The organism is Microbispora sp. GKU 823 (assembly GCF_002027145.1).
Classification (GTDB): domain Bacteria; phylum Actinomycetota; class Actinomycetes; order Streptosporangiales; family Streptosporangiaceae; genus Microbispora; species Microbispora siamensis.
Genome location: NZ_MWJN01000076.1, coordinates 1 through 25882, shown reverse-complemented (window position 1 = coordinate 25882; position 25882 = coordinate 1). Strand labels below are relative to the sequence as shown.

The window sequence follows — 25882 nt, the reverse complement described above, 5'->3', positions numbered from 1 at the left end:
GAAAAAGCGCCGCCGGAGAGGAGTCTCTCCGGCGCGCCGTCATGTGATCAGGGGTTGATGTTGATCGTGAAGGTGGACGTCGTGTTCTTGATGTCCTGGTAGTTGTCGCTGAGCTTCAGGTTGTTGAAGGTCACCGACCCGACCGCCGGTCCCTGGTCGGGCTCCGGCAGCTCGTTCGCCCAGAGGGCGAAGCCCGACTTCGCGTCGAACGCGTCGCCGCTCTTGTGCGCCCCGGAGATCGAGATGTTGGTGAGGACGGTGTCCTTGATCGGGTTGACCGGCTGGCCGCCGAGGTACTGGGTCTGGAACATGATCCCCGAGTACGTCGGGTCGACGATGTCGACGTTGCTGATCCGGATGCCCTGGAACACCTTCGAGGCGGAGAACAGCCAGATCGCCGGGAAGGTCTGCTGGCCCCAGAAGTGGCCGCCCGCACGGACGATCGAGATGTTGTCGAACACCGTGGGCGGGCTCGCGCCGAAGCCGTTCATCGGGTAGCCGAAGTCGAGCGAGCTGATCGTGATGCCGGAGTAGGTCAGCGTGTCCGCGATGTAGATGTTCCTGAAGGTGTTCGCGTACCCGCCGTACACCGCGATGCCGGCCGCGCGCCACGGCAGGATCGCGGTCAGGTTCTCGTAGACGTTGTTCTTCTCGTCGGCGCCTCCCGCGTCGATGGCCGAGAACAGCGCGAAGCTGTCGTCGCCGGTCGTCCTCGCCTCGTTGTTCGAGACCAGGTTGTCCGTGCTGCCGTTGGTCATGTTGACGCCGTCGGCGAAGGTGTCACGGATCCGCGAGTTCTTGATCGTGATGTTGTCGGTGTTCGCGCCCCAGTACATGCAGACCTGGTGCTCGACCCAGATGTTATCGATCGTCATGTTCGCGACGTTCTGCCAGTCGAACACCTTGCCCGGCCCGTCGATGCGGCTGGTGTAGTTGCCGAAGTAGGCGAACCCGGAGAACGTCGAGCCGTTGGCCGACGACTCCGCCCGGAAGCCGATGTCGGTGTTCTCCTGCGTCGAGGGCGCGTAGAACCGGGTGAACCACGGCCCGGCGCCGACCACCTTGATCGCCTTGCCGTACACCTGGAACTTGCCCGACGTCTGGTAGTCGCCCGGCGGCAGGTAGACGCCCACGAGCTTGCCGGTGGTGTCCATCCGCACCTTGTCGAGCGCGTTCTGCACGTCCTGCTGGGTGAACCCGGTGGGCACGGCGTACGTCGCGGGGTCGGGGTTGGGGATCGCCGACGCCTGCTCCAGGTTCACGAAGTCGATCGCGTACGTGGAGGTGTTGGCGGCGTCCTTCTGCAGCCGGATCTTGCTGCCCTTCGGGACGGTCGTCCCGAGCAGCACGTTGGCCTCGTCGTAGATGTGCCGCGGGCCGCCCGCACCCGGCGAGTTGCCCGGGCTCGCCTCCGGGCCGTACAGCCACGCGTACTTCGAGGTCAGGTTGATCGCCTTGAGGAAGGTGCCGTCGACGTAGACGTTCAGCGTGGCGTCGGTGCCGCCGCCGCCCGCCGCGTCGGGGATGGAGAAGCGGGTGACCAGGGTGTTCGTGTCGGCCCTCGTCGTCCACTCCACGTAGCTGCCGGTGGTGGTGAGCCGCACGGCCTTGCGGCCGGACGCCTCGCCGGCCAGGTCGCCGATGGTCCGGTTCGGGCCGACGACCGTCGCCCCGCCGCCGGTCACGCCGTCCTCGGCCTCGTACATGTCGTACGGCATGTTCGCGCCGCGGCCGACGAAGAACGGCAGCGTGGAGGTGTTGTTGGCCTGCTTGACCGGCAGCTCGTTCGCGTCGGCGGCGAGCACGGTCTTCACCGTGTATCTGCCGTTGGCGGCCGTCCACGTGCCCAGGGTGACCGGGCCGGTGGTGGCCCCGGCCGCGATCGCGCCGCTGTAGGAGCCGGTCAGCGTCTTGACCACGGTCCCGGAGTCGTTGGCGATCGTGAGCGTGATGCCGTGGGCGCCGCCCGCCGAGGCGACCGTGCCCTGGTTCTTGATCGCGACGGTGAACGTCACCGTGCTGCCGCCCGCCGGGTTGCCGGGCGACCAGCTCACCGGGGAGGCCACCAGGTCGGAGCTGTCCACCGGCTTCACGACCAGCGGGGAGGAGGCGGTGAAGGCGTTGTTGGTCTCGTTCTGCTCGATGACCGCGTTCAATTCGTCGACCTTGGCGCTCAGCGGGTAGCTGCCCGCGTCGCGCTGGCCGATGTTCGCCGTAACGGTCGCCGAGGCACCGGCCGCGAGGGCGCCGACCGAGGCGGTGCCCACCTTGGTCCCGCCCAGGTAGAAGTTGACGTTGGTCGCACCGGAGCCGAGGCTGCCCGCGTTGCGCACCGTCGCCGACAGCGTGAGGGCGTCGGTCTCGACCGGGGAGGCGGGGGAGGCCGACAGGGAGGTGATGGTCAGGTCGGGGTTGGGCGCCGGGGAGCCGATCACCTGGAACTCGGCCACCTGCCCGGCCGGGGCGCCGGAGTTGGCGGTGAACTTGAGCTGCACGTCGGCGACCGTGCCGGAGACCGGGATCGTCACCGTGTTGCCGGTCGCCGGGTTGAAGGTGTAGGTCGCCGCGCCGGTCAGGTTGGTGAACCCGGAGGCGCTCTGCTCGCGGCCCAGCACCTGGATCGTCTGCGTACGCGTGGACCAGGCGGCGTCGGGGTTGAGCTTCAGCACGACCGAGCTCACGACCGCGTTGGCCCCGAGCTGGACGGTCAGCGTCTGCGGGTACGAGCCGCCCGCGCCCTCCCAGTAGGTGGTCACGTCGTTGTCGTTGGCGTTGGTGGCGACGTACGTGAACGTGGAGGAGGAGGCGGTGATCGGCCTGCCGACGGCCATGTTCGAGCCGCCGCCCGTGCCGTTGCGGGTGACGGTGTTGCTGTTGATCGACTCGTTGCCGGCGGCGTCCTTGGCCCGCACGTAGTACGACACGGTGGCGCTCGTGGGCTGCGTGTCGGTGTAGGTCGTGATGTTCCCGGCCACGCTACCGCGCAGCGCGTTGTTCGCGTAGACGTCGTAGCCGGTGACGCCGACGTTGTCGGTGGAGGCGGTCCAGGTGAGCTTGACCTGCCCCGGCGTGGTCTCGGTGTAGGCGAGGTTGCCGGGAGCGGTCGGGGCCTGGGTGTCGCCGGTCGCGCCCTTGCGGGTGACGGTGTTGCTGTTGGCCGACTCGTTGCCTGCCGCGTCCTTGGCCCGGACGTAGTACGACACGGTGGCGTCGGCCGGCTGGGTGTCGGTGTAGGTCAGGACGTTCCCGGCGACGCTGGTGCGCAGCACCCCGTTGGCGTAGACGTCGTAGCCGGTGACGCCGACGTTGTCGGTGGACGCCGACCAGGTGAGCCTGATCTGGTTGGCGCCGGGCTCGGTGTAGGCGAGGTTCGAGGGCGCGGTCGGGGGCTGGGTGTCACCGGTGGGCGCCGGGCCGTAGACCTCGAACTCGGAGACCTGCGCGGCCGGCCAGGCGGTGTTGGCGGTGACGTTGATCCGGACGTACCGGACGTTCGCGGTGGAGAAGCTGATCGTGACCGTGTTGCCGCTCGCGGGGTCGAAGGTGCGGCCCGCGGAGGCGGCGAGGGTGGAGAAGTTCGTGCCGTCGGCGCCGCCCTGCACGGCCAGCGTCTGGGTGCGGGCCTCCCAGGTGGGCGGGAGCTTCAGCACCACCTTGTCGACCGCGGTCGAGGCGCCGAGGTCCACCTGGAGCCACTGGGGGAAGGCGTTGTTGGCGCTCTCCCAGTAGGTGGCCTGGTTGCCGTCGTTGGCGTTGCCCGCGCCGTACACGTCGGCGTGCGCGCTCTCCTTCATGGTCTTGCCGAGCGCGAGGTTGCCGGAGGCGGTGGCGGCGCCGTACACCTCGATCTCGGACAGTTGCGCCGCGGGCCACCCCGTGTTGGCGGTGATGTTGATCCGGACGTACCGGGTCGTGGTCGCGGTGAAGCCGATCGTCACCGCGTTGCCGGAGCCGGGGGAGAAGGAGCGGCCGGCCGAGCTCACGATGGTGTTGAAGGAGGACCCGTCGGTGCTGCCCTGCACCGACAGCGTCTGGGTGCGGGCCTCCCACGACGCCGGCAGCTTGAGCACGACCTGGTCGATGCTCGTCGCGCCGCCGAGGTCGACCTGTGCCCACTGGGGGAAGGCGTTGTTCGAGCTCTCCCAGTAGGTGCCCTGGTTGCCGTCGTTGAGGTTGCCCGCGGCGTACGGGCTGTTGCTGCTGCTCGCGGTCACGGTGCGGCCGGCGGCGAGGTTGGGGCCGCCGGCGGCGGAGGCGGGGGAGAGGGGCGCGGCCACGGCGAGCAGGCAGGCCGCGGCCACCACGGCGATCAAGCGCAATAACGGGACATGCGTTTTCGACATTTGCGTTCCTCTGTCCGGCAGGAACCGACCGGCGGGTCGTCCGATCCGCGGTCGTGGGGGGATTTCGGAGATCGGGGCTCGACGGGGTCGCGGCGGCGACCGGTTGCCCACTGCCGTGGCCGACATCACCTCGTGTCCTTTCATGCGAAAGGTGACGGTGGCGGGGCGCACGGACGCAGTGCTTCCTGCCGGAACTTGCGGAGAACCGCAAAGTCTCGATTTAGTGCTGCAAATTTCTTACATTAGGTTGCCCAGATGTTACATAGGGCCCACCGTGCCGTCAATGGGTCGGAAAGGCCGGATGGAAGGTGACAGGTCTGTGCCGTCCCCGATGCGGGCCTACCTGGGGATACTTCAAGTGGGCGCCGGTCCGGAACTGGTCGCGCGCCCGCCCGCGGGTCCCCCAACTCGCGAAAGGAACCCGGCAGAGGAGCCCTCATGTTTCTGCCCCCCAAGCGCTCGCTCGCGGCGTCGGCCGTGCCGTTGGTGAGCCTGACCGCGGCGTTGGCCGTGCCGCTGGTGAGCCTGACCGCGGCCCCGGCCGCCGCGACACCCGTCCCCTCGAACGCGGCCGTTCACGCGGCCCCGCGCGTGGCGACCCTGGTCGACGTGCGCGCCTCGCACCAGCCCGGACTCGACCGGGTCGTCTTCGAGTTCCGCGGGCCGCTCCCGGCACGGCGCGACGCCGGCTACGTGTCCCGGCTGATCGCCGACGGCTCGGGCCACACGGTCCCGGTGGCCGGCGACGCGATCCTCGGGCTGCGCTTCGGCGGCGCGACCGGCCATGACGACCACGGGCGCCCCACCTACGGGCCCGCCCGCGAGACCCTCGCGCTGCCCGGCGTGATCCAGGTCGTCAACGCGGGCGACTTCGAGGCGGAGCTCACGTTCGGTATCGGCCTGAGCAGGAAGGCGCCCTATCGCGTCTACACCCTCACGCACCCGAGCCGGGTGGTCGTGGACATCAAGACGCCCTACCGGACGGTGCCGGTGCGGACGTACTTCCTCGACTCCCGGGCGTACGCGGCGGGGCGGCGGCCGTACACGGCGGCGGTGTCACGGCCGGTGACGCCGCCGTCCACCGCGCGCGGCGCGCTCCAGCGGCTGTTCGCCGGGCCGACACAGGCCGAGTACGCCAAGGGGCTGCGCTTCGTCGCCTCGGGAGCCACCGGCGTCCGTTCGGTCGTCGTCCGCGACGGGGTCGCTCACGTGCGGCTCACCGGTTCACTCGGCAGCGGTGGGTCGGCGTTCACGGTCGCCGACGAGATCACGCCCACGCTCAAGCGGCTTCCCGGCATCCGCTGGGTGAAGATCTACGATGCCCACGGCCGCACCGAACACCCGAAGGGGCGGTCCGACTCCGTTCCGGAGAGCCTGGAACCGTGACGGCGGGAGGGCCGGGGCGACCCGGCCCTCCTTCTTCGTCCGTGACCACCGGGGTCAGTGCCCCTGGACGGAGAGGTGGACCTTGGAGAAGTCGCGCGCGGCCAAATGGTCCTTACGGATGCCCCAGATGAGCCGTGCGCCGTCGCCCCAGATCATTCCGGCCCTGGTGTCCTCGGCTAGCTGCAGCAGCGTGACCCACTGCCGCGCCTCCTCCTGGAAGGCCGGATCTCCGTAGTCGCCGGTGCCGACGGCATACGCCGCCACGGCCTCGATCGGGCTCTGGAGCCCGTCGGAGTATCCGCCCACCTGGTGCGGCGGCCCGTCCCTTCTCCCGTCTTCGAACAGCTGGAGCTGCTCCTCGAAGACCTCGCCGGTGTCCTCGTCCAGCACGTGGTGCCACACCATGTCCTCGGCCTGCTCGAGGCTCCCGAAGACGTCCACGAGAGCGGGGTGGTTCCGCGGCGGCCAGGTCGGCTCGGTGACCGCGGCGAGCGGCAGCTCGGCGTACACCTCGACGCGGTCGTCGGGCACGGGCCGCTCGGCGACGGCGGTGCCGTGCGGCACGTAGATCACTTGATGCTGCCTCGCGTCGGCAGTGGCGAAGAACAGCAGCGTGCCGGAGCCGGGCAGGGCGATGTCCACCTCGTAGCGCGCCAGTTGCCCGCAGTCGAGCTCGGCCAGGAACGACAGCGGCCGGCCCCCGCCGGGGAGGGACGGCCACGCCATGCCGTCCGGCAGCTTCGGGAGACCTCCGAGCCGCCCGACCACGATCTCCCCGTCCTCGGCGGCGGACAGCCGGATGGCGGGCCGTGACAGCCCGATCAGTCGCTCCGCGCTCTCCGCCGGCAACTCCTCGCGTACGAACTCCGCGAAGTCGATCATCCAGTCCTTCATGCCGCCCATCATGCTTTTCGAGTACGACAGACCCGCCGCCGTTGCCTCGCGACGTACGTCGCCACCCTGCCCGCCCGCCGCGACCTGTTCCTCGGGCGGGAGCGGTACGACGCGGAGGTCGACGGCCGGATGTCCTTTACGGCCTCTCCGCTGAAACTTTCCGGACTTGACTGTGTTGTTGTCGACTCTCCGCTGGCGTTTTAGCTGGTGATTCTCGGATTTGTCATCCGGTATTGACCCGGGGCGGGTCGGTTCGTAGGGTACGTCAACAGAAAAGTTAGGGGATTGTTTCGAAAAGTTTCGGCTTGTGGAGCATTCCCGGCTCGTGCATCTGGACGTCCGAACCCGTACCCCCGACCGGAGGACCTTCCTCATGCTGCACAGATTCGCCGCGGCCCTCGCCGCGGCCGGGCTCGTCACCGCGCTCGCGGCGGCCCCCGCCTCCGCCCACCCCGACCGGCACCACGAGCAGACCCTGGGTGAGCTGGCCGCCGCTTCGCATCGCTACCTCGGCTCGGCCACCGACAACCCCGAGTTCTCCGACGCGGCGTACCTCAAGATCCTCGGCAGCGAGTTCAACTCGACCACGGCGGGCAACGCGCTCAAGTGGTACGCCACCGAGCCGCAGCAGGGGGTGTTCGACTTCACCCAGGGTGACCAGGTGCTCGACTTCGCCCGCCGGCACCACATGTCCTTCCGGGCGCACACCCTGGTGTGGCACAGCCAGCTCCCCGACTGGCTGAACAACGGCACCTTCACCGCCGACCAGCTCCGGGCGATCCTCAAGAACCACATCTTGACCGAGGCGCGCCACTACCGGGGCAAGGTCTACTCGTGGGACGTCGTCAACGAGGCGTTCAACGAGGACGGCACCTACCGGGACACGATCTTCTACCGGACGCTCGGCCCCGGCTACATCGCCGACGCGCTGCGCTGGGCGCGCCAGGCCGACCCGCACGCCAAGCTCTACCTGAACGACTACAACATCGAGGCCGTCGGGCCCAAGAGCGACGCGTACTACAACCTGGTGAAGCAGCTCAAGGCCCAGGGCGTGCCGATCGACGGCGTCGGCTTCCAGGGGCACCTCGCGCTGCAGTACGGCTATCCGGACACGCTCCAGCAGAACCTCCAGCGCTTCGCCGACCTCGGCGTGGACGTGGCCATCACCGAGCTGGACATCCGCATGTACGTCCCGGCCGACGAGGCCAAGCTCGCGACCCAGGCCGACTGGTACGCCAGGGTGACCAAGGCGTGCCTCGCCGTACGCCGCTGTGTCGGCATCACGATCTGGGACTACACCGACAAGTACTCCTGGATCCCCGCCTTCTTCGAAGGTGAGGGCGCGGCCCTGCCGTACGACGAGAACCTCCAGCCCAAGCCGGCCTACTACGCGATCCGCGACGCCCTGCGCGACGCCGGAAGGCACTGACCCTGCCCATGACGGTGCCCGCGCCCATCGGGGGCCGGGCACCGTCTCGCCTCCTGCGCCATGTTCTCCGAACGCTTTCACCTGGCCCGGGCCCCTTCGCACCAGGCGGTGTCATCGCTCTGCCGCCCTCAAGGCCTCCTCGATGCTCTGCCCGCTCTGAAGGCGGAGGGGGCGCAGAGCGGCGGACAACTTACGTAGGTCCTGAACGGCGTAACGGTTGACGGCCAGGGCGTCGGGAACCGCAGCGCCCGCGAATCGCTCGGCGGCCTCCACGTCACCCGCGAGGGCCCGGCTTCGCCCATCTCGGCATGGCCGCGGGCCGCCATCCGGGCCGCCATGCCCTGCACGCCGAGGATCGTCCGCCCATCGTGCCGGCGCGCGGCCTCGGCCAGCCGTACGCACCGGAGCGGGTCGCCGATGCTCCAGGCGAGGTGGGCGCGGCATGCTGAGCGTGGTGGCGGCCAGAGCCGCGTCGCCAGCCTCCAGCGCCCAGCCGTGCGAGCGGTCGTACCAGGCGAGCGCGGGCGGCATGGTCGCCGGAGTCCTAGCACATCCAGGCGATGAACTGGGCGTACTGCCCGAGCATGGCGACCACACGGTCAGCGAGCGGGCCCGGAGCACTTTGCGCGAGCACAGTGATCGCGTCGAGCTGGGCGCGTACGACCGGCAGCAGCGGGCCGCTCCCCAAGGTGTCCTCGACGCGGCGATGTTCGCTCAGACAGCGTTCAAGCCACTCGATCGTGGTGGCATCCACGCGCTGCGGACGTTCGATGGCCTTCGTGATGCGCTCATACAGCTCGGGGTCTGGAGCATTTGTGAGGAGGGGGAAGGGCTGCCGTCCCGAGCCGAACAGGTCGGCCCATGGGGGGAGTTGGGCGGTCATCTCGTGCACCTCTTCGTCAGACGTGGGGGCGTCCTGACCACCCCAAGTGCCCCCCGATCGCATCTGTGATACGGAAGTTACTTGCTGTTGTCTTTGGAGGTAGCAGAGGTGAGCAAGTGGGATCCGTGGGCGCGGGAACGTCGTACCCACCCCTTGGCCAGGAATCGAGGTCCTGACCTGTGACACACCATAGAACCGTTGCCCCGCCCCGGGGTGCGATGGATGGAGGATCCTGCGCAGCGATGCCGGGCGCCTGTGGGCGTCCCGGGAGCGGCCGTTTTCCGCCGTGGTCGAGCAGGCGGGAGCGTGCCGTACGGTCGAGGCCGACGACCTGATCGAGCTGTGTCAGGCCATCGCGCGGCAGGAGAGCATCGCCGAACAACAGGCCCCCGAGCCCGCGTGAGTCGCCGGAAACGGGACGCAGGCCACTGCCGCCCGGCCACCTGAGCCGCCCGTCCGCCGGAAGCCCCCGTGACGGCAGGCGGGCCACCAATCGGGGGCCGTGCTCCCTATAGGTAACCGAATTATTGACGGGATGACGAGGGGCCAGGATTTGGGTCAATATTGCTTTGTCCATCTGTCGGCTGCTGGAGGTAGCGACGTGCGTGTTGCACGGATGGTCGTGGCGTTTCTCCTGGTCGGCTGGGTCGTTTCGGGTTGCGGTGCCGGCCCGACCCTGCAGGCGGCCACCATGGAGCTCCAGAAAGACCTGGTACGTCTGGAAACCGACGGGCTTTTGAAAAATCCTCTCAGCAGACTTCGCATTGTCGAGCGTCCGGACAAGGATCTGCCCTGCGACAAGGGCAAGTTCCAGCGAGTGCTACGCGCGACGGCGGACTACGAACATGTCCCTGGCGATCCTGTGGACAACCACCTTGATCACGCACAGCGCGTGATGGAGAACACGCTGTCTCAGAATCTCCACTACAAGGTTGCCTTCGATCTCACGCAAGTGGACTGGAAGGACGCGCGATTGATCGAGGGAAGAAAGGACACTCTCGGTATCACGGTCAAGGTAATCGTGGTGCCCGAGGCGCCAACCTGGCGATTGGTGGCTGAGACCGATTGTCTCTCCCGCTCATGAGTCCTTCACCCCCAAACGCGGATGAGTTCCTTAGCCTGTTCGCTGCTCACGTTATCTGCGGCATCCTCGGCCTTCCAGTCGAGGGCGTCGTTGCGATCCATCCATCGTTCGTAAGGGGTTAGTTTCGTCCGTAGGGCGCTCTCCCAGCTTTGTCCGGTTCGTGCAGCCTCTTGCTTGGCCTCAAGCATGAGTTCGTCGAACGTTTTGGGGTGGCCGGTATTTGCGCTGATCAGCTCGGTCGGCAGCTTGCTTGCCGGGTAACCCGCCTCATGCAGCAGGTACGCCATGTCGTACTTCTGGCGCAGGGTGAAGCTTGCTCTGGCATCGGTAAGCGCCTGAACACGGGTTTCGAAGCTGGCGGCCCAGTTGTCCAACCACTTGCTTACAACGTAGGCCTTGGTAAGGGTCCAAGCTGTTTCCGCGAACGGGACGGGAATCTTGTCGATCCCCAGGGCCATCGTGTTCTTGACGACATCCCGGATCAGGCTGTCCGTGGCATCCTTCTCACCCCGTACGTACATCGCTGCCTTGAACTCGAGCCCGCCGAGGTCGCCGAACATGCCGGCCGCATCCTGGAAATGTCTGCCTCCGCTCCTGGCATCCAGGTGGGCGGCGCGCGTCAGGATTTCATAGCGGAAATTGGCGGCGGTCTTGTCGAAGTCGTCGGTGAGCCGCTCCTCGCCGGCGAACGTCTGGAGGAAGCGGTAGGTGTCGCCGGGGCTCAGATAGAAAGCGGGGGTGACGCCCGGGATCGGCAGCCACTCGTCGGGCCGGGTCATGCCGGAGGTTCGGTAGGCGGCCTTGTCGAAGCGGGCGCCGGAGGCGAGTTCGTGGATGTACGACTTGGCGATCGAGGCCATGGAGTCCCGGGCGGAGTTCGGCAGGTCCTTGCCGAAGGAGCCGGTTGCCAGGATCGCGTCCAGGGCGAACATGGCGGCCTCCACCGAGTGCTTGCCCGGCTTCTCCGTCGTGGCCTCACTGCCCGACTCCATCACCCGGCCGAAGGCGTCGGCGACCTGGTCACCTGTCCCATGGGCCTTGGCGTAGCCCAGAAACCGCTTCATCTTCTCGACCTGGCTGAGCTTCACCCCGTCGCCGCCCATCTGGGCGAAGGTGGCTCGGGCCGCCTTGCCGTCCCCGGCCAGCACCTCCAGCGCGAGGGCGACGGTGTCGGTGGAGTAGCCGTACGTCCGGGACAGGCTCGGGCTGCCGCCACGCCACTCCTGCCGTGGGTTCTTCACGAAGTCGTCCAGGGCGAGAGCGCGGGCGGCGGCCACGCGGACATCCGTCGGGGCCTTCGCCCCGGCCAGCAGCGCCAGCCGGTTCCACGCCACACCGCGGTCGGCCGGTTTGCCGACCAGTTCGGCCTTCACCTTCTCCATCGCTGGAATGCGGCCGGGGGCACGTAGCGCGGCGCCCAGGGCGGCGCTGAAAGCGGCCAGGTCCTCCTTGGCGGTGGGGTTGCCCGTGGAGGCGAGGATGTCGGGCAGCGCGTCGCGCACCTTGGCGGGGAGGGTGGCGAAGAACGCCGCGGCCGCGGCGGGGTCCTTCGCCAGTGCGGCGACCTCCTTGATGTGCAGGTGGGCGAGCTCGCCCTTGGCCTCGACGCTGGTGGCCGGGTTGGTGAGGATGCCGGTGCCGTACATCAGGCCCAGGCCGCGGCCGGCCGCGAAGCTGTCCATCGCGTCGGGCAGGCGGGCGAAGGTGGGATCGCCGGTCCCGTTCAGCGCCTTGATTAGCTCGGCCCGCTCCGACAGCGTGGGGGCCTGGCTTCTGCCCCAGTCAGCGATGGCGGTGATCTGCGCGAGCGGCGTGGTGCTCACTCCGTTGGCCCGGAAGAGCCCCTCGAATTCGGCGGCGAAGTCGGTGAGCCGGTCGGCCGCCTGACGCAGGTCGGCCGCCATGGCGTTCATCGCCGCCGGGTCGATGCCGCAGAAGTCGCCGCTTGGGGATGTCATCGCGTCCTTCCTCCCGTGCCGCCGCCGGGATCAGGGACGTCCGGTCAGCTGGTGCCGGATGAGTTCGGCCTGAGAACGGGTCACCATCGCCGGATGCCGGTGCAGCTCATCCTCGATCGCGTTGGTCATCTGCCGTACGAGCTGCGCCAGGCGGTGGTGCCGTTCGGCGACCTCGGTAGTCCATTTCGCAGCGGTCGGTCCCGTCCATACCTTGCCGGACTGCATCGACGCGTAGACGCGCTGGTATGCCTGCCCGACCTCCTGAGATCGGTTGTGTACCTCTTTGAGAAGTTCCACCAGTTGTGCGTGGCGAGGGTTGGGCACCATCTCTTCCGCCACACCGCCCCCTGCTGCCGCCCGCCGCTCGCCCCCGCGTCGTATTTGATGTCAAAGGTAGACATCGCCCTCAAGTGTCGGCAACCCCGAAATGGCCCTATATATCGAGAGTGAATTCGCTGACGCTTTTCTTGTCGTGAAGGCGAAAACGTCCTCCCGAGTGGGACCGTATCCCCGTCTCCTTAACGTCGCCAGCGGAAACAGGCAACTACCTGGAGCGACAACCCCGTCGTCGCCCCCGGCCTTTTCGGTCGTGTCGACCGCGTGAGCGCCCGGCTACGTACGTATTTCCGCCTGGTCATCGGCCCGTAACGAAGCGTGGCGATCGTCGTGGGCAACGAGGCCACGCAGATGCGGGAGGAAAGCGGTATGGCGTCCATCTTCGATCGGATCGGCGGCTCGGACGCGGTCGCGGCCGTGGTCGACGAGTTCTACACGCGGGTCGTCGCCGACCCGATGCTGCGGGGCTACTTCGGCGACGTCGACATGGCCAAGCTCAAGGCGCACCAGCGCAGTTTCGTCGCCGCCGCGCTCGGTGGCCCGCAGGAATACCGAGGCAGGTCGATGGACGAGGCGCACGCCGGGCTCGGCATCACGGCGGAGGAGTTCGACCAGGTGGTCTTCCATCTCGCCGGGGCGTTGGAGTCGTGCGGCGTCGACGCCGAGACGATCGGCTCCATCGCCGGGGCTCTGGCGCCGCTGAAGGAGGAGGTCGTGCAGAGCGCCGTCGCGGCCTGAACAACCGGCGCGACGGCGCCCCCGATCCGTCCACCCGATGAGACGGCTCTTGACCCTTAACCGGTTCATGGATGAACTGGCCGGTGATGGAACCGCGATTTGAGGACGTCGCCGCCCTGGGCGTGGACCCGGCGAGGGCCCGGGTCTACGCGGAGGGCTGGCAATCCTGGAGCGTCACCGCCGCCCTTTCCCTGACGGAGACCCCCTATCGGGTGACCCTGCCGAACTCGCTGGTCATCGACTGCCACTACGGCTCGCCCCGGACAAGGGCGTGTTCCGGGGCGAGGGGCTGCTGGCCGTCGATCCCGGGGACGGCGGGCCCGTCCACGTCTTCGGCGCCGCGAGCGCCGCGAGCGCCGAAAGCGTCGCGTCCCGGGTGCCGGTCATCGAGGCGCGGCCGTACGGCGGGCAGGTCGTGATCGCGTCGGACGCCCCCGTGGTCCACACGGAGCATCAGGGCGGGCTGGAGGCGGCACTGGCCCGCTGGGGCGACGCCTTCGCCGAGCCGGCCGGCGTGCGCCCGCGCCCGTCGCCGACGGTCTGGTGCTCGTGGTACCAGTACTTCTCCGAGGTCACCCAGGAGGACGTCGCCGAGAACCTCACGGCCATGGACGACCTGGCGGTCCCGGTGGACGTCGTGCAGATCGACGACGGCTACCAGGCCGCGCCGGGCGACTGGCTGACGCCCTCGGGCCGCTTCGACGACCTGCCCGGGCTGGTCCGGCGCATCAGGGAGCACGGACGGCGGGCCGGGATCTGGATCGCCCCCATGGTCGTGGCCCGCAAGAGCGCGCTCTTCGCCGCACACCCGGAGTGGCTGGTGACCGATCCCGCGAGCGGCGACCCGGTCTTCGCGGGTGACGTCCTCGGCGACTCCTGCGCCGCGCTCGACCTCACCCACCCGGATGCGGCCGAATACCTGGCGGACACGCTGCGGACCATGCGCGGCTGGGGCGTCGACTACTTCAAGATCGACTTCGTGTACGCGGGAGCGCTGGAGGGCCGCCGCCACGAGGACGTGACCGGTGTGGAGGCCTACCGCCACGGCCTGCGGCTGATCCGCGAGGCCATCGGTCCCGAGGCGTACCTGCTGGGGTGCGGGGCACCGATCCTGCCCTCGGTCGGCATGGTCGACGCCATGCGGGTGGGCCCGGACATCGCCGCGTACTGGCAGAACCCCAGCGGACACCCGTCCGAGCCCAGCCAGGCCAACGCCACCAGGAACACCGTCGCCCGGGCGTGGCAGCACGGCAGGTTCTGGATCAACGACCCCGACTGCCTCATGCTCCGCCCCGAGGTCGAACGGCGGGAGGACTGGGCGCGCACCGTCGAGCGGTACGGCGGCCTGCGGGCCTCCAGCGACCGGCTGCGCGGCCTGGACGAGTGGGGGCTGGAGACCACCCGCCGCCTGCTCACCCCCGCCGATCCCACCCCGCTCGTCTGACCCGCGCTCCCGGCTCCGCCGGGCCGGCGGCGCATCAACCGGCGGCGTGGCGACCGGACACCGCCTGCTGATAGGCGGCCAGCGCGCCGGGGTCGTCGATGCTGCCGTGATGGTGGAACTGCCGCCAGCGACCGTTCTCGTAACGGAAGTAGCGGCTGGTGCGGATGGCGAGCGGCACGGCGAGGCCGTCCGGGCCGGTGTACGTGCCACTCTCGCGGCCGGCGAAGACGGCGTGCCCATCGCCCAGATACTCGACGATGTCGCCGAAAGTGACCTCGACGCGCACGGGACCGTCGAAGATCCTTCCGTACAGCTCCGCTATCGCGTCGCCGCCACGCAGGATGCCGCCCAGCGGGTTGTTGAGCTGTGCCAGCGGGTGATCGCTCCAGTCCTCGCGAAGCACGGCCGCATCACGATGGTTGAGTGCGTAGTAGAAGGTCTCGAGCGCGGCGTACGCACCTTCGGCCGAGGGGTCGCCGGTCGCGTCGAGCCGGTTGCGCGCGGCGGCGCCGTATCGGGAATCGCTCTGCTGGATCACGCTGAGCTCCCATCTAGAATGTTCGATGGAGGTCTAACACCATGAGTGTACGACAGGGATCGAACATCGCGCCCACGGCCCGGGCCCGCAGTCTCGTGCACCGGCATCCGCGCGAGGTAAGCCTGCAGACCGCCCTCGACGCGGTCGCCGACCCGGTACGGCGGGCGATCATCCGCGAACTCGCCGGTCAGCCCGACTGGACGCGCGCGTGCGGCACCTTCGACCTGCCGGTTTCCAAGGCCACCCGCAGTCACCACTTCGCGGTTCTGCGGGAGGCAGGCCTGATCGAACAGCGGGACGAGGGGGCGCGCCGGTTCAACCGCCTGCGGCGTCCCGAGTTCGACGCCGAGTTTCCCGGCATGCTCGATCTGATCCTCGACGAGCGTCGGCCGGCGGAATGAGGAGGCCGTCGCCCGGGACGCGGCCTCAGGGGACGAGTCTCAGCTCGGGGCGGTGGGTGGGCAGGCCGATCAGCTCGCGTACGCGCGCCACGGGCCAGGCGAGCTCCCGGGCCAGCGCGGGCACGGTCAGCCCGGTCTCGGCCGCCGCCATCTCGAAGGCCTGGGCGAGCAGGACCGGCTGCTCGCCGGGGTAGCCCGACACCGGCTCGGTGGCGAAGCCCGGCTGCCCGCGCAGCGCGGCGAGCCGTTGGTAGGCGCGCCCGGCCGCGGAGTCGGACAGCAGGCCGACCTCCCGGCACCGGTACAGCAGGGAGTCGACCGACACGCCCCAGACACGGCGCAGCTCCGCCAGCCGCCGCAGGTCCGCACGGGCGGGCAGGCTGGGCAGGATGCTGTCGCGCGGCGTGAGGAACTCCGCGGCGAAGGAGTCGGCCTCGCGCTCCTGCTGGCTGTCCCCGGCCGCCGCGTCCCCGTGCAGCACCAGATGCCCCAGCTCGTGGGCGGCGGTGAAGCGATGCCGGTAGACGTCGTCGAAGCGGTTGGGCGTCAGGACCACGATGGGCCGGGGCAGGCTGGAGGTGGAGAAGGCGTCCACCGTGACCGCGTCCTCGTCGGCCTGAGGGAAGACGACGACGATCCCCCGGGACTCCATGTGCCGCACCAGGTGGCTGACCGGCCCGGTGCCGAGCTCCCAGTGGGCCCGCAGCGCGCGGGCCGCGCCCATGGGATCGCGGGGCAGGGCGCTGCCCGAGTGCACCTCGCCTCCGGCGAAGCCCGGCAGGTCCACGTAGGGGAGCCGCACCCGCTTCTCCAGCGCGTACGTCAGCTCCCAGACCTGCTCGACGAAGGCCACGGCCTTGGCGCGCTGGTAGGCCCGGGTGGAGCGCAGGCTGCGGAAGTGCGCCATCGAGCCGTCCAGCTTGCCGTGCGGGCGGCCCGGCAGGAAGAAGGCCGCGGGGACCGCGAGCACCTCGGCGAGGAGCGGGACCAGATCGGGACGCGGCCGGGTGACCCCGGCCTCGTACTGGCCGACCGCTGCGGGTGACACGCCGATGCGCTCGGCCACCTCCTTCTTCGTCAGCGCCGCCAGCCGCCGCGCCTGGGTGAGGCGGGTTCCGTCGAAGGCGTCCGACACCGCCTGCGGGCTGAGCGCCGCGTTGCCGGGTGCCGGGTTGCTGGATGCTGTGTTGCTGGATGCTGGGTTGCCGGATTCGGGGGGAACGGTTTCCTCGACCAGGCGCAGCCGGTCATCGTCCTTCATCGGCGGCGGCGTCCGGTGCGTACGGTGCCTCGCTCATCGGAGGCAGGGCGGTCGCGCGCTCGTACGGCGGGCGGGGATTCAGCGTGGGAGCCGGCATCGCGCCCCGGGTGAACGCGGACGCCTCGCCGACGGAGGCCACCACCCCGGGCAGCTCGGCCGCGGGCGCCTGCCCGGCGAGCGGGATCGGCTCGCAGTGGTGCCAGCGCAGGCTGCCGGTGCGGTCGAGCAGCTCGGCCTCGCCCCACCACACGTCGAGCAGCCCGGCCTTGGCGTTGCACGCGTACGCGATGAGCACGAGGCGGGTGCCCTCGGGCAGCCGGGTGAGCGCACGGGCGGCCGGAGTCGCGGGCTCCGGCAGGGCGGCCTCGACGCCGCCGAGCGTGAGCTGCTCGGCCCAGGGTCGCGGGCCGAACCTGGTGAACAGCGCCTGCACCAGCCCGGACGGCCTGCCGTCGCCGATCCTGGCGTTGACCACGCTGACCGAACGGTCCTTGGCGTAGCGGAAGGGGAACAGCAGGTTGCCGCCGAGCACGACGAGCTCGTGCTGGGAGCCCGGCGGCTTGACGGTCACGACGTCGGGCATGTCCGCGAACGCGCTGGCCAGGGCCTCGAACTTGCGGGACATGAGCGTGAAGCCGAACGGGTGGAGGAGCTCGGTCCGCGCCGTCTTCTGGGCGTCCTGGGCGTTCTCCAGCGCGAGCGCCAGCGCCTCGGTCACCCCCTGGCGGATCTGCTCGGCGCGCGGGCCGAACGTCTCCAGAGCCCAGGTCGACAGCATCGCCACCTCCGGTGTGCTCCGCGCAGTGCTGGTTTCCGGTGCTACTTCGTCCAGTGGCCGCCGGGCACCGGGGGCACTTTATTTTCCAACATCATAGTCCCGCGAACGCTTCATGAGTCACGTAGGTCACAGCTCTTTTTGACCGTCGGAGACGGGCCAGGGCGGACCGGGCTCCTTATCGTGAGGTATGGGGGAGATCCTGGTCGGCACGGCGTCGTGGACCGACAAGACGCTGCTGGAGTCCGGGTGGTATCCGCCCGGCGTCACGACGCCCGAGGAACGCCTGCGCCACTACGCGAGCCGGTTCCCGCTGGTGGAGGTCGACTCGACCTACTACGCGCCACCCGCCGAGGCCACCGTACGGCTGTGGGCCGAGCGCACGCCCGCGGGATTCGTCTTCGACGTCAAGGCGTTCTCGCTGCTCACACGGCATCCGACCCGACCGGCCGCGCTGCCGAAGGACCTGCGGCCGAGCGGCGGTGGCAAGAACCTGTACGCCCGCGACCTCGACCCGAAGGTCGTGGACCAGGTCTGGGAGCGGTTCCTCAGCGCCCTGCTGCCGCTGCGGGAGGCGGGCAAGCTCGGGGCGGTCCTCTTCCAGTTCCCCCGGTGGTTCCCGATCGGCAGGGCGAACAAGCACTACATCCTGGAGTGCAAGCGGCGCTGCGAGCCGTTCCGCATCTCGGTGGAGTTCCGCAACCACACGTGGATGAGCGAGGAGAACCAGGCCGAGACCCTCGATTTCCTCCGCTCGTACGCGATTCCGTACGTGTGCGTGGACATGCCGCAGGGCTACCCGGACTCGATCCCACCGGTCGTCGCGGCCACGTCCGACCTGGAGGTCGTGCGGTTCCACGGGCACAGCGACAAGTGGACCAGCCACGACATCCACGAGCGCTTCGGCTACCGCTACTCCCTCGACGAGCTGAAGCGGTGGGCGCCGAGGCTGCGCGAACTCGGCGGCCAGGCGTCCGCGACCCACGTGCTCATGAACAACTGCTACCGCGACTACGCCCAGGTCAACGCCCGCCAGCTCGCCGGCGTGCTCGCGGGCCTGCCGGACTGCGACGTACGCCCCCGGCCCGGCGACGGGCGTCAGCCGAACGCGTAGTAGGAGTCCACGGCCGCCTGGCCGGTGTAGTTCGGGCCCGCGCGGTCGTCGGCGCCGAGGTAGGACCAGGGCAGGTCGATCTGCCCACGGCCACGGCGGCTCACCCGCCTGTTCCTGGCGTCGTAGACGAGGCCGCTCGCCCGAAGCGCCGCCGTCAGCCGCCGTCCCGCGGGCGTCCCGTCGGCACGCCGTACGCTCCGTACGTCGAAGTTGGCGGCGAACAGGCCGTCGTCGGTCAGCCAGGAGGCGGCCCGGGCGATCACACCCAGCTTGTCGCCGACGTAGTGCAGCCCGTGGACGCAGGTGATCAGGTCGAACGCCGCATCGGGGGTCCATGTGGCCACCGACGCCGTGACCAGCCGCAGCCGCGGCGGCCGGGGCGGTCCGGCGAAGTAGCCGACCAGGTCCACCCCGACGATCTCCGCCCGGTCTCCCAGTTCATGACTGACCTCGAACAGCGCGTTCGCCGTGCCGCAGCACAGGTCGAGCCACCGGACGACCCCATCGCCGCCGCGTAGGAGGGCGAGGACGTCGACGCCGAGTTCGCGCCGGTAGGCCGGAAGGCGGCGTTCGCGGTTCATGTCGCTGTTGGCCACGACCGAGGACCGCTCCAGAGCGTCGTCGTCCAGGAGCCGGAGATCACGATGGTCCATCCCCGTTTCCTAGCATCCCTGCCGAGTGCGCGGCTCACCAGGCGCGGTGCTGCCAACGCCCAATTTCGCCTAAAGTCACCTGAATGGCAGCAAACCGCGCCCGGCTGGCATGGCTGGACGCCCTACGCGGGGTCGCCGCTCCGGCCGTGGCGCTGCACCACTCGGCCTGGACCTTCGTCCCGGCCGTCTGGGGGGAGGTGGACCGCAGGGTCGACGTCGGCACCTGGGGCGTCTTCGTGTTCTTCCTGGTCAGCGGATACATCATCCCGGCCTCGCTGGAACGGCGGGGCGACCTGCGGGCCTTCTGGACCGGCCGGGCCTTCCGGCTCCTCCCGCTGCTGCTCGCCGCGCTCGCCCTCGCGCTGCTCCTCGCGTACGCCGGGGTGTTCGCGACGTCGCCGGGCCTCGACCGCCGGCCGCCGCCGCTCGTCGCGCTGGCGAACCTCACGATGCTGCAGGAACTCCTCGGCGTCCCATCGGTGATCAACGTGATGTGGACGCTCTCCTACGAGATGGCGTTCTACCTGATGACGGCCGGGCTGTTCGCCGTACGGCAGGCGCACAGGTCGGCGCCGATCGCCGTGGTCCTGGCGGTGGCGGCCGTGCCGCTCGGGCTGCTCATGCCCGGCGCGACGATCAACGGCGGCGCGGACCTGGTCGCCGCGCTCATGGGCGTCGCGGTGGTCCTGGTCATCGTCGTGACCGTGGCCGCGAACGGGCGCCTCAGGACGGCGGCCGCGGTGGTCGGCGGCCTGCTCGGCCTGACGCTGGTGATCCTCGGCAGCCGGATCGGGGCGGGGCAGGGCCTGGTCATCGCGGCCGTGATGTTCGCCGGGACCGCCGTGTATCGCGCCGAGCAGGGCACGCTCCGGCCGGTCCGGGCCGTCGCCGCCCTGCTGACGGTCGTCGTCTGCGGCGTCCTGGTGGCCGACGAGCCCGCCTGGGCCTCGGCGGTCCTGCTGGCGGCGGGCTTCTTCGCGCTCGCGTTCGTGCTCCGGCACCGGGCGTTCCCCCGGTGGCTCGCCTACCTCGGGGTGATCAGCTTCTCCCTGTACTTGCTGCACCCGCTCCTGCTGCGGGTCGTCCCGAACCTCCCGGTGTTCTTCCTCGTCCTGCTGGTGCTGGGCCACGTGGCGTACCGGCTCGTGGAGGCCCCCGGGCAGCGCCTCGGCCGCCGGCTGAACCGGAAGATCGGCACCGCCGGGTCCGAGGCCGTGAGGGGTGAGCGTGGGCCCCTGTCGGACGGTGCGTGAGCCGCCGGCCGCTCGCGGTCACAGGAAGATGGCGAGCGTGAGCCACGTCGCGGCTCCGCCGGCCATGGCTCCCGCGACGGTCTGACCGAGCGTGTGATCGCGGATGACCACCCGGGACCAGGCGAGCGCGGCCACCAGTACGGCACCGGCCGTGTAGACCGGAACCGGCGGCAGGATCCACGCCAGCATCACCACGCCGCCCGCCGCCACCGCCGTATGAAAGCTGATCTTCCACCAGAGCGTGACCGGGCCGGTCACCGCCAGCGTGGAGAGCATGGCGGTCGCACCGGCGACCATCAGGCGCGGAGCGCCGAGCATCACCGTCAGGGCCAGCACGGTGCCGACCAGGACGACGATCAGTGCGATCAGCTTCGGGCGTTGGGCGCGATCCTTGACGTGCCTGTCGCCGAACCGGCCCGATCGAACGCCCAGGAGAAGCACCCCCAGAGGAATCCCTCCGCACAGCGCCGCGGTCAGCGCGCCCCAGGCGACGCCCGCCCAACCGCTGGTGATCGCGCCCACCACCAGCGGTAGTCCTATGACGATGTGCGCGGGTGCGAACACTTCGGTCAGTCCACGGGCGAAACGGTTCTCTCCTTGACGACCTTCGTGCACGCCGCCGCGACCTGCCGAAGCCACTGGATCTCCCTCTCGATGTCACCGGCGAAGTCCGGTCCCGCAATGATCTCGGACGGCACGCAGAACTCGTGCAAACTCTGGCCGACGGTCGTGTGGGCGGCGCGTCCGCGGGGAACCAGCGGCTCTGATGTCGGTACGCAGAGGGGACGGGTCATGAGTGAGGACCGGGAACTCCACGACCCGCACCGTCAGGGCCATGAGGCGGGTGTCGAGGGCAGCTCCAAGATGACCGCCGAGCAGTTTCGTGAGGCGCTGGCCAAGGTGGGCAAGGGCGAGGACACGCAGTCGGCCAAGGCCGAGGCCGAGAGCGACCAGTGACCGCCGCCCGACCAGGGCCGTCGGCTCCCCCCGGGGCCGGCGGCCTTCGTGCGAGTCCCCGGTCAGCCGGCGTCGGAGACCGCGTCCAGGCGGGCCATCTCCTCGTCCGTGAGGCGCAGCGCGGCGGCGGCGACGTTCTCGGTCAGGTGATCGGGGTTGCCGGTGCCCGGAATGGCGAGCACATGCGACCCCTGCTGGAGCGTCCAGGCCAGCCGCACCTGCGCGGGGGTCGCGCCGTGCGCGCGGGCCACGGCGAGCACCTCCTCCTGGTCCGTGCCGCTCGCCCCCGACTCGCGGCCCTCACCGGCGATCGCGAAGAACGGCACGAAGGCGACGCCCTGGTCGCCGCAGGTGTGCAGCAGTTCGCGGCTGCGCGTGGCGCCGACGCCGTACCGGTTCTGCACGCTCACCACCGGCGCGATCGCCTGGGCCTGCGCGAGATGCCCGGGCCGGATGTTGGAGATCCCGAGGTGCCGGACGAGACCGGCCTCGCGCAACTCGGCGAGCGCGCCGAAGTGCTCGGCGATCGAGTCGAGCCCGGGCTGGCGCAGGTAGACCAGGTCGAGGTGGTCACGGCCGAGCTGGCGCAGGTTCTCCTCGACCTGGCCGCGCAGCCGGTCGGGCCGGGCGAACGGCAGCCACTCGCCGGACGGGTCCCGTCCCGGGCCCACCTTGGTCGCGATGACCAGGTCGTCCGGATACGGCGCGAGCGCCCGGTTGATCAGCTCGTTGGCCGAGCGCAGCCGCGAGAAGTAGAACGCCGCCGTGTCGATGTGGTTCACGCCGAGATCGACGGCGCGCCGCAGCACCGCGATCGACCGCTCGCGGTCGCTCGGCGTGCCGAGGTCGAAGGCGGCGCTGCCCGTCAGGCGCATCGCGCCGAACCCCATCCGGTTGACCGTGAGGTCGCCGAGCCGCCAGGACCCCGCCGCCGCCGCGCTGATCGTTTCCGTACTCATCGTTCCAGGATGCCCGTCACAGGCCGATGCTGTCGGCGAGCGCGTCCATCACGGCGGCGAGCAGGGTGGCCCCGCTGTGCCCCATGCCGGCGAACTGCCCCTGCACCTCCAGGCTCACCACGCCCTGGAGCTGGGCCCAGGCCATGACCGTCCCGGCCAGGGCGGTCGCCGGATCCCCCTCCGGGGCGAACGCGCGCACCCACTCGGCGACCGCCGGGGTCTCCTCCACCCACCGCCGCATCTGCTCCCGCAGCGGTTCGGTCCCGGGCCGGCAGTGCCCCCCGGCGAACACCGGGAGGAAGGGCCCGAGCACGTTCCGGGCCCGCATCACGCTCTCCGGGGGAGCCTGCGTAGCCGGGCGAGGGCGTGCCGGCCAGCAACTGGGAACAGGTGCGGGTTGGCCACCGCCCATCCGTGGAAGGCCCGGGCCAGCGCGTGCAGCCGCTCCCGCGGCGCGCCCTCGCCTGCGGCGGCCCGTACGGCCGCGGCGACCTCGTCGAAGCCCTCGAGGATCAGTTCGGTCAGCAGGTCGTCGCGGCTGCGGAAGTACTTGTAGATCGCCGGGCCCGTGACGCCGAGCTGTTTCGCCACCGCGTTCAGGCTCAGCGCCGCCGCCCCGCCCTCGCCGATCTGGACGAGGGCGATCTGCTTGATCTCCGAACGGACCTGGTCCCGGTAGCGCTGTCGCGGCGTTGACATCCCCTCATTATGGTGAGTGCCTCTCATCGGCGTCTCCAGGCTCATCGCGTCCGCCGGGCCCGAGGGATTCATTCGGGGGCCCGCTTGGGCGCCGTCTGCTCGAGCGCGGTCTGCTTGGGCGCCGTCTGCCTGACCGCTGTCCGCTCGAGCGCGGCGAGCCAGGCCCGGAGCGAGCCCTCCAGCGCCGCCCGCATGCCCTCGGGGTCCGCCTCGACGGGCGGGCCCGCCCACGACTCCCGGGTCCGTACGAGCACCCCGCCGTCGGTCTCCTCGAAGGTCCAGACGTGCACGCCGTCGATGCCGTGGGCCGGGCCGCCCCAGACGACGCGGCGCCCGGGGACGAGCTCGGCGACCGTCGAGGCGATGACCAGCCCGTGGGTCTCCCAGTCGAAGGTCGCGCCGACGGCGAGGTCACCGCGCAGGCGCGCCGAGGAGATGTCGGGGTTCCAGCTCGGCCAGGCGTCGATGTCGGTGTGCAGCCGCCAGACCTTCTCGATCGGGGCGTGCACGGTGGTCTCCAGCTCGACGACGACGGGGGCGTTCCGGTCGATGTCCATGGTTCTTCCTCTCAAGGGATGTCAGTTGTCGGAGATCCACGAGCCGTGGATGCCGGCCACCACCCGGCGGGGCAGGTGCACGGTCGCGACCGGGGGCCGGTTCAGGTCGGCGGCGTCCAGGACCAGCAGCCGGGAGGCGTCCGCGTGCAGGTCGCTCACGACCGTCAGCAGGTATCCGTCGTCCTCGTTCACCGCCCCCGCGGCGGGCACGAAGACGGCCTCGCTCGGCAGCCGCCCGTCGCCGACCGGAAGCACCTGCCTGCCGCCGGAGACCCGGTCGTACTTGACCACGCCGTAGCCGCCCACGCCCCGGTCGTCCGGGAAGGAGATCGCGTACTGGTAGCGGTGCTCGCGGCCCAGCAGCTCGTCGTTGATCGTGGGGAACTCGATGACCAGGTCGTCCACGAGGTCCTCGGCGACCTTGCCCGTCCGCGGGTCCACGACCCAGCGGCGGTTGAAGGAGCGCGAGTTCGGCACGACGCCGTGTCCGGGCAGCCCCGCCCACCACTTCCACGAGCGCCGGAACCCGTCGCGGTCCATGGCCGGTCCTTCGAGGACGATCCGGCCCTCGGCGTCCTCGTACGCGTTGGCGACGTGCAGCAGGCTGCCGGGCTCGATGGCGAACCACCGGATCTTCGCCGCGCCGCCCCGGCCCCGCGGCATCACGCCGATGCGGGTGACCTGGTCGTCGCTCCAGGAGTACGGGATGCCGGAGGTCTCGGTGTGGTCGAAGGTCACAGAGCCCTCCACGAACACCACGAAGCGCTCGGTGATCCCGAAGTCGTGCTTCAGCGAGGCGGTCGCCCCGGGCACCTCCTCGCTGAACTCGATCTCGCCCGTCTCCGAGGCCACGTGGTAGACGAGGTACGGCGGGAACGGCGAGGAGCCGAAGAAGTGCAGCTCACCGGTGACGGGGTCGCTCTTGGGGTGGGCGGTCATCATCGTGGTGAGCTTCCCGCCGAAGTCGTACGCTCCGACGGTCTCCAGCTCGGGGGTCAGCTCGAAGGGGTGGTTGGCCTCGCACAGCGCCAGCAGCCTGCCCGCGTGCTCGATCACGTGCGTTCCCGCGGTGCTGGCCGTCAGGTCGGGCCCCTTCTCGGTCATGTACGGCGCGCCGTCGAGGGCGGGGGTCCGCACCCAGCGGTTGCGATACCACTCGGCCCGGCCGTCCCGCAGCCGGATGCCGTGGACCATGCCGCTGCCCTTCCACCAGTGCGCAGGCGTGACCCCGGGGAGGGGGTTGTGGCTGTTGCGCACCAGCCGGCCGGACAGTTCGGCGGGCAGCGTGCCCTCCACCACCAGGTCGCGGGCGGTCACCTCGTCCACGTGCGGGGTGAAGTGACCGGTCAGATACGGCTTGTTCATCGGGTGCGTCCTTTCAGGAGCGCGGCGGTCGCCGCGACGAGGGAGATGGCCGCCGCCGTCAGGAAGGCGTGGCGGTAGCCGGTGACACCGGCGGGGGCGAGGCCCGCGACCGAGGTGAGGACGGCGAGGCCGAGCGCGCCGCCGACCTGCCGTGTGGTGGTGATGAGGCCGCTCGCGACGCCCGCCCGCTCGCCGGGCACCCCGGCGACGCCGAGCGCGGTCAGTGGCACGAACGCCAGCCCCAGTCCCGCGCCCACCAGGACCGTCGGCCCCAGCAGGTCGACGAGGAAGGTCCCGTCCTCCGGCGCCCGCGCCAGCCAGGCCAGCCCTGTGGCCAGCGTCAGCAGGCCGGGGACGAGCGTGCGGCGCAGCCGGCCCGCCGCGAGCGGCGCCAGGACGAGCGCCAGCGCGAGGGGAAGCTGGGTGAGCCCCGCCTCCAGCGGCGAGTAGCCGAGCACCCGCTGCTGGTAGAGCGGCAGGAAGAAGAACGTGCCGACCCAGACCATCCCGAGCAGCAGCATGAGCACGTTCCCGATCCCCACGTCGGCCGTGCGCAGCAGGCTCGGCGGGATCAACGGCACGGCGGCGCCCTGCTTGGGTCCCCGCTCCACCCGCCGCTCCCACAGGGCGAACACGCCGAGCAGGGCCACGCCCGCGGCGATCGCCGCCCATCCGCCGCCGCCCAGGCCGTACGCGACGCCGAGCAGGCCCAGCGTCACCGAGACCGTTCCCGGCAGGTCGAGCCCACCGCCGCGCGGCGGCCGGTCGTCGCCCGGCACCAGGCGCGGCAGGGCGGCCAGGACCGAACGCCGCGCGGGCACGCCGACGGCGAAGACCGACCATCAGCCGACTGCC

At 70.3% G+C, this 25882-nt stretch carries 26 protein-coding genes; 9 read left to right on the top strand and 17 right to left on the bottom strand.

Annotated elements, in window-relative coordinates; translation table 11 throughout:
- Positions 1 to 47: 47 nt before the first annotated feature.
- Complete coding sequence (locus B1L11_RS31135) at positions 48 to 4343, bottom strand: discoidin domain-containing protein (RefSeq protein ID WP_079318964.1); 4296 nt, start codon at positions 4341 to 4343, stop codon at positions 48 to 50.
- Positions 4344 to 4781: 438 nt separating this feature from the next.
- Here B1L11_RS31135 and B1L11_RS31130 point away from each other — a divergent pair, with 438 nt between their 5' ends.
- On the top strand, positions 4782 to 5729 hold the full coding sequence (locus B1L11_RS31130; RefSeq protein WP_079318963.1) for a GerMN domain-containing protein: 948 nt from the start codon (positions 4782 to 4784) through the stop codon (positions 5727 to 5729).
- Between the two features lie 54 nt (positions 5730 to 5783).
- Here the strand turns inward: B1L11_RS31130 and B1L11_RS31125 are convergent, their stop codons facing one another.
- On the bottom strand, positions 5784 to 6623 hold the full coding sequence (locus B1L11_RS31125) for a YwqG family protein (RefSeq protein ID WP_179155404.1): 840 nt from the start codon (positions 6621 to 6623) through the stop codon (positions 5784 to 5786).
- 373 nt (positions 6624 to 6996) lie between these two features.
- On the opposite strand from B1L11_RS31125, the gene B1L11_RS31120 reads away from it, so the two are divergent.
- Positions 6997 to 8052: an endo-1,4-beta-xylanase gene (locus B1L11_RS31120; protein ID WP_079318987.1), complete on the top strand. Its 1056-nt coding sequence runs from the start codon at positions 6997 to 6999 to the stop codon at positions 8050 to 8052.
- 544 nt (positions 8053 to 8596) lie between these two features.
- On the opposite strand, the gene B1L11_RS31115 is transcribed toward B1L11_RS31120, so the two are convergent.
- A complete protein-coding gene (locus B1L11_RS31115; protein ID WP_143737668.1) occupies positions 8597 to 8935 on the bottom strand; it encodes a hypothetical protein in 339 nt (112 codons plus the stop codon).
- 601 nt (positions 8936 to 9536) lie between these two features.
- On the opposite strand from B1L11_RS31115, the gene B1L11_RS31110 reads away from it, so the two are divergent.
- Positions 9537 to 10019, top strand: coding sequence for a hypothetical protein (locus tag B1L11_RS31110; RefSeq protein WP_143737667.1), 483 nt, complete (start codon positions 9537 to 9539; stop codon positions 10017 to 10019).
- 5 nt (positions 10020 to 10024) lie between these two features.
- Here the strand turns inward: B1L11_RS31110 and B1L11_RS31105 are convergent, their stop codons facing one another.
- Positions 10025 to 11977: a hypothetical protein gene (locus B1L11_RS31105; protein ID WP_079318959.1), complete on the bottom strand. Its 1953-nt coding sequence runs from the start codon at positions 11975 to 11977 to the stop codon at positions 10025 to 10027.
- Positions 11978 to 12007: 30 nt separating this feature from the next.
- Positions 12008 to 12316 carry a hypothetical protein gene (locus B1L11_RS31100; RefSeq protein WP_143737666.1) on the bottom strand — a complete coding sequence of 103 codons (309 nt, stop codon included), beginning with the start codon at positions 12314 to 12316 and terminating at the stop codon, positions 12008 to 12010.
- Between the two features lie 315 nt (positions 12317 to 12631).
- On the opposite strand from B1L11_RS31100, the gene B1L11_RS31095 reads away from it, so the two are divergent.
- Together B1L11_RS31095 and B1L11_RS31090 are read left to right on the top strand one after the other, a co-directional pair.
- Entirely contained in the window at positions 12632 to 13051 is a 420-nt protein-coding gene (locus B1L11_RS31095) for a group 1 truncated hemoglobin (RefSeq protein ID WP_256863043.1), read from the top strand.
- Between the two features lie 271 nt (positions 13052 to 13322).
- The gene (locus B1L11_RS31090; RefSeq protein WP_218671426.1) at positions 13323 to 14495 is read left to right on the top strand and encodes a glycoside hydrolase family 36 protein; all 1173 of its coding nucleotides are present in this window, start codon (positions 13323 to 13325) and stop codon (positions 14493 to 14495) included.
- A 34-nt stretch (positions 14496 to 14529) separates the two neighbouring features.
- Here the strand turns inward: B1L11_RS31090 and B1L11_RS31085 are convergent, their stop codons facing one another.
- Positions 14530 to 15033, bottom strand: a complete 504-nt coding sequence (locus B1L11_RS31085; protein WP_079318957.1) for a nuclear transport factor 2 family protein — start codon at positions 15031 to 15033, stop codon at positions 14530 to 14532.
- 41 nt (positions 15034 to 15074) lie between these two features.
- Between B1L11_RS31085 and B1L11_RS31080 the strand changes: the two genes are divergently transcribed.
- Entirely contained in the window at positions 15075 to 15434 is a 360-nt protein-coding gene (locus tag B1L11_RS31080; protein ID WP_079318956.1) for a helix-turn-helix transcriptional regulator, read from the top strand.
- A gap of 25 nt (positions 15435 to 15459) precedes the next feature.
- On the opposite strand, the gene B1L11_RS31075 is transcribed toward B1L11_RS31080, so the two are convergent.
- Positions 15460 to 16695 (bottom strand): ImmA/IrrE family metallo-endopeptidase, encoded by a 1236-nt coding sequence (locus B1L11_RS31075; protein ID WP_179155403.1) that lies wholly within the window; start codon positions 16693 to 16695, stop codon positions 15460 to 15462.
- A complete protein-coding gene (locus B1L11_RS31070; RefSeq protein ID WP_143737665.1) occupies positions 16682 to 17473 on the bottom strand; it encodes a hypothetical protein in 792 nt (263 codons plus the stop codon). Before B1L11_RS31070 ends, B1L11_RS31075 begins: the two co-directional genes overlap by 14 nt.
- Before the next feature lie 187 nt (positions 17474 to 17660).
- Between B1L11_RS31070 and B1L11_RS31065 the strand changes: the two genes are divergently transcribed.
- Positions 17661 to 18584 (top strand): DUF72 domain-containing protein, encoded by a 924-nt coding sequence (locus B1L11_RS31065; RefSeq protein WP_079318954.1) that lies wholly within the window; start codon positions 17661 to 17663, stop codon positions 18582 to 18584.
- Here the strand turns inward: B1L11_RS31065 and B1L11_RS31060 are convergent.
- The gene (locus tag B1L11_RS31060) at positions 18569 to 19237 is read right to left on the bottom strand and encodes a trans-aconitate 2-methyltransferase (protein ID WP_143737664.1); all 669 of its coding nucleotides are present in this window, start codon (positions 19235 to 19237) and stop codon (positions 18569 to 18571) included. The genes B1L11_RS31065 and B1L11_RS31060 overlap by 16 nt on opposite strands.
- Before the next feature lie 83 nt (positions 19238 to 19320).
- On the opposite strand from B1L11_RS31060, the gene B1L11_RS31055 reads away from it, so the two are divergent.
- Positions 19321 to 20490 (top strand): acyltransferase, encoded by a 1170-nt coding sequence (locus tag B1L11_RS31055; protein ID WP_079318953.1) that lies wholly within the window; start codon positions 19321 to 19323, stop codon positions 20488 to 20490.
- An 18-nt stretch (positions 20491 to 20508) separates the two neighbouring features.
- Here B1L11_RS31055 and B1L11_RS31050 read toward each other — a convergent pair whose 3' ends face one another.
- Together B1L11_RS31050 and B1L11_RS52400 are read right to left on the bottom strand one after the other, a co-directional pair.
- Entirely contained in the window at positions 20509 to 21054 is a 546-nt protein-coding gene (locus B1L11_RS31050) for a phosphatase PAP2 family protein (RefSeq protein ID WP_256863041.1), read from the bottom strand.
- A gap of 5 nt (positions 21055 to 21059) precedes the next feature.
- Positions 21060 to 21188 (bottom strand): hypothetical protein, encoded by a 129-nt coding sequence (locus B1L11_RS52400; protein ID WP_256863040.1) that lies wholly within the window; start codon positions 21186 to 21188, stop codon positions 21060 to 21062.
- A gap of 94 nt (positions 21189 to 21282) precedes the next feature.
- Between B1L11_RS52400 and B1L11_RS47260 the strand changes: the two genes are divergently transcribed.
- The gene (locus B1L11_RS47260; protein WP_179155402.1) at positions 21283 to 21447 is read left to right on the top strand and encodes a hypothetical protein; all 165 of its coding nucleotides are present in this window, start codon (positions 21283 to 21285) and stop codon (positions 21445 to 21447) included.
- 62 nt (positions 21448 to 21509) lie between these two features.
- On the opposite strand, the gene B1L11_RS31040 is transcribed toward B1L11_RS47260, so the two are convergent.
- The 6 genes from B1L11_RS31040 to B1L11_RS31020 form a co-directional block, all read right to left on the bottom strand.
- The gene (locus B1L11_RS31040) at positions 21510 to 22406 is read right to left on the bottom strand and encodes an oxidoreductase (RefSeq protein WP_079318950.1); all 897 of its coding nucleotides are present in this window, start codon (positions 22404 to 22406) and stop codon (positions 21510 to 21512) included.
- Positions 22407 to 22422: 16 nt separating this feature from the next.
- Positions 22423 to 22734 (bottom strand): TetR-like C-terminal domain-containing protein, encoded by a 312-nt coding sequence (locus tag B1L11_RS48815; RefSeq protein WP_218671425.1) that lies wholly within the window; start codon positions 22732 to 22734, stop codon positions 22423 to 22425.
- On the bottom strand, positions 22734 to 23105 hold the full coding sequence (locus B1L11_RS48810) for a TetR/AcrR family transcriptional regulator (protein ID WP_218671424.1): 372 nt from the start codon (positions 23103 to 23105) through the stop codon (positions 22734 to 22736). The genes B1L11_RS48815 and B1L11_RS48810 overlap by 1 nt, the downstream gene beginning before the upstream one ends.
- A gap of 68 nt (positions 23106 to 23173) precedes the next feature.
- Positions 23174 to 23662: an SRPBCC family protein gene (locus tag B1L11_RS31030; protein WP_079318949.1), complete on the bottom strand. Its 489-nt coding sequence runs from the start codon at positions 23660 to 23662 to the stop codon at positions 23174 to 23176.
- 21 nt (positions 23663 to 23683) lie between these two features.
- Positions 23684 to 25027, bottom strand: coding sequence for a carotenoid oxygenase family protein (locus tag B1L11_RS31025; RefSeq protein WP_079318948.1), 1344 nt, complete (start codon positions 25025 to 25027; stop codon positions 23684 to 23686).
- A complete protein-coding gene (locus B1L11_RS31020; RefSeq protein WP_079318947.1) occupies positions 25024 to 25848 on the bottom strand; it encodes an MFS transporter in 825 nt (274 codons plus the stop codon). The genes B1L11_RS31025 and B1L11_RS31020 overlap by 4 nt, the downstream gene beginning before the upstream one ends.
- Between the last annotated feature and the right edge of the window lie 34 nt (positions 25849 to 25882).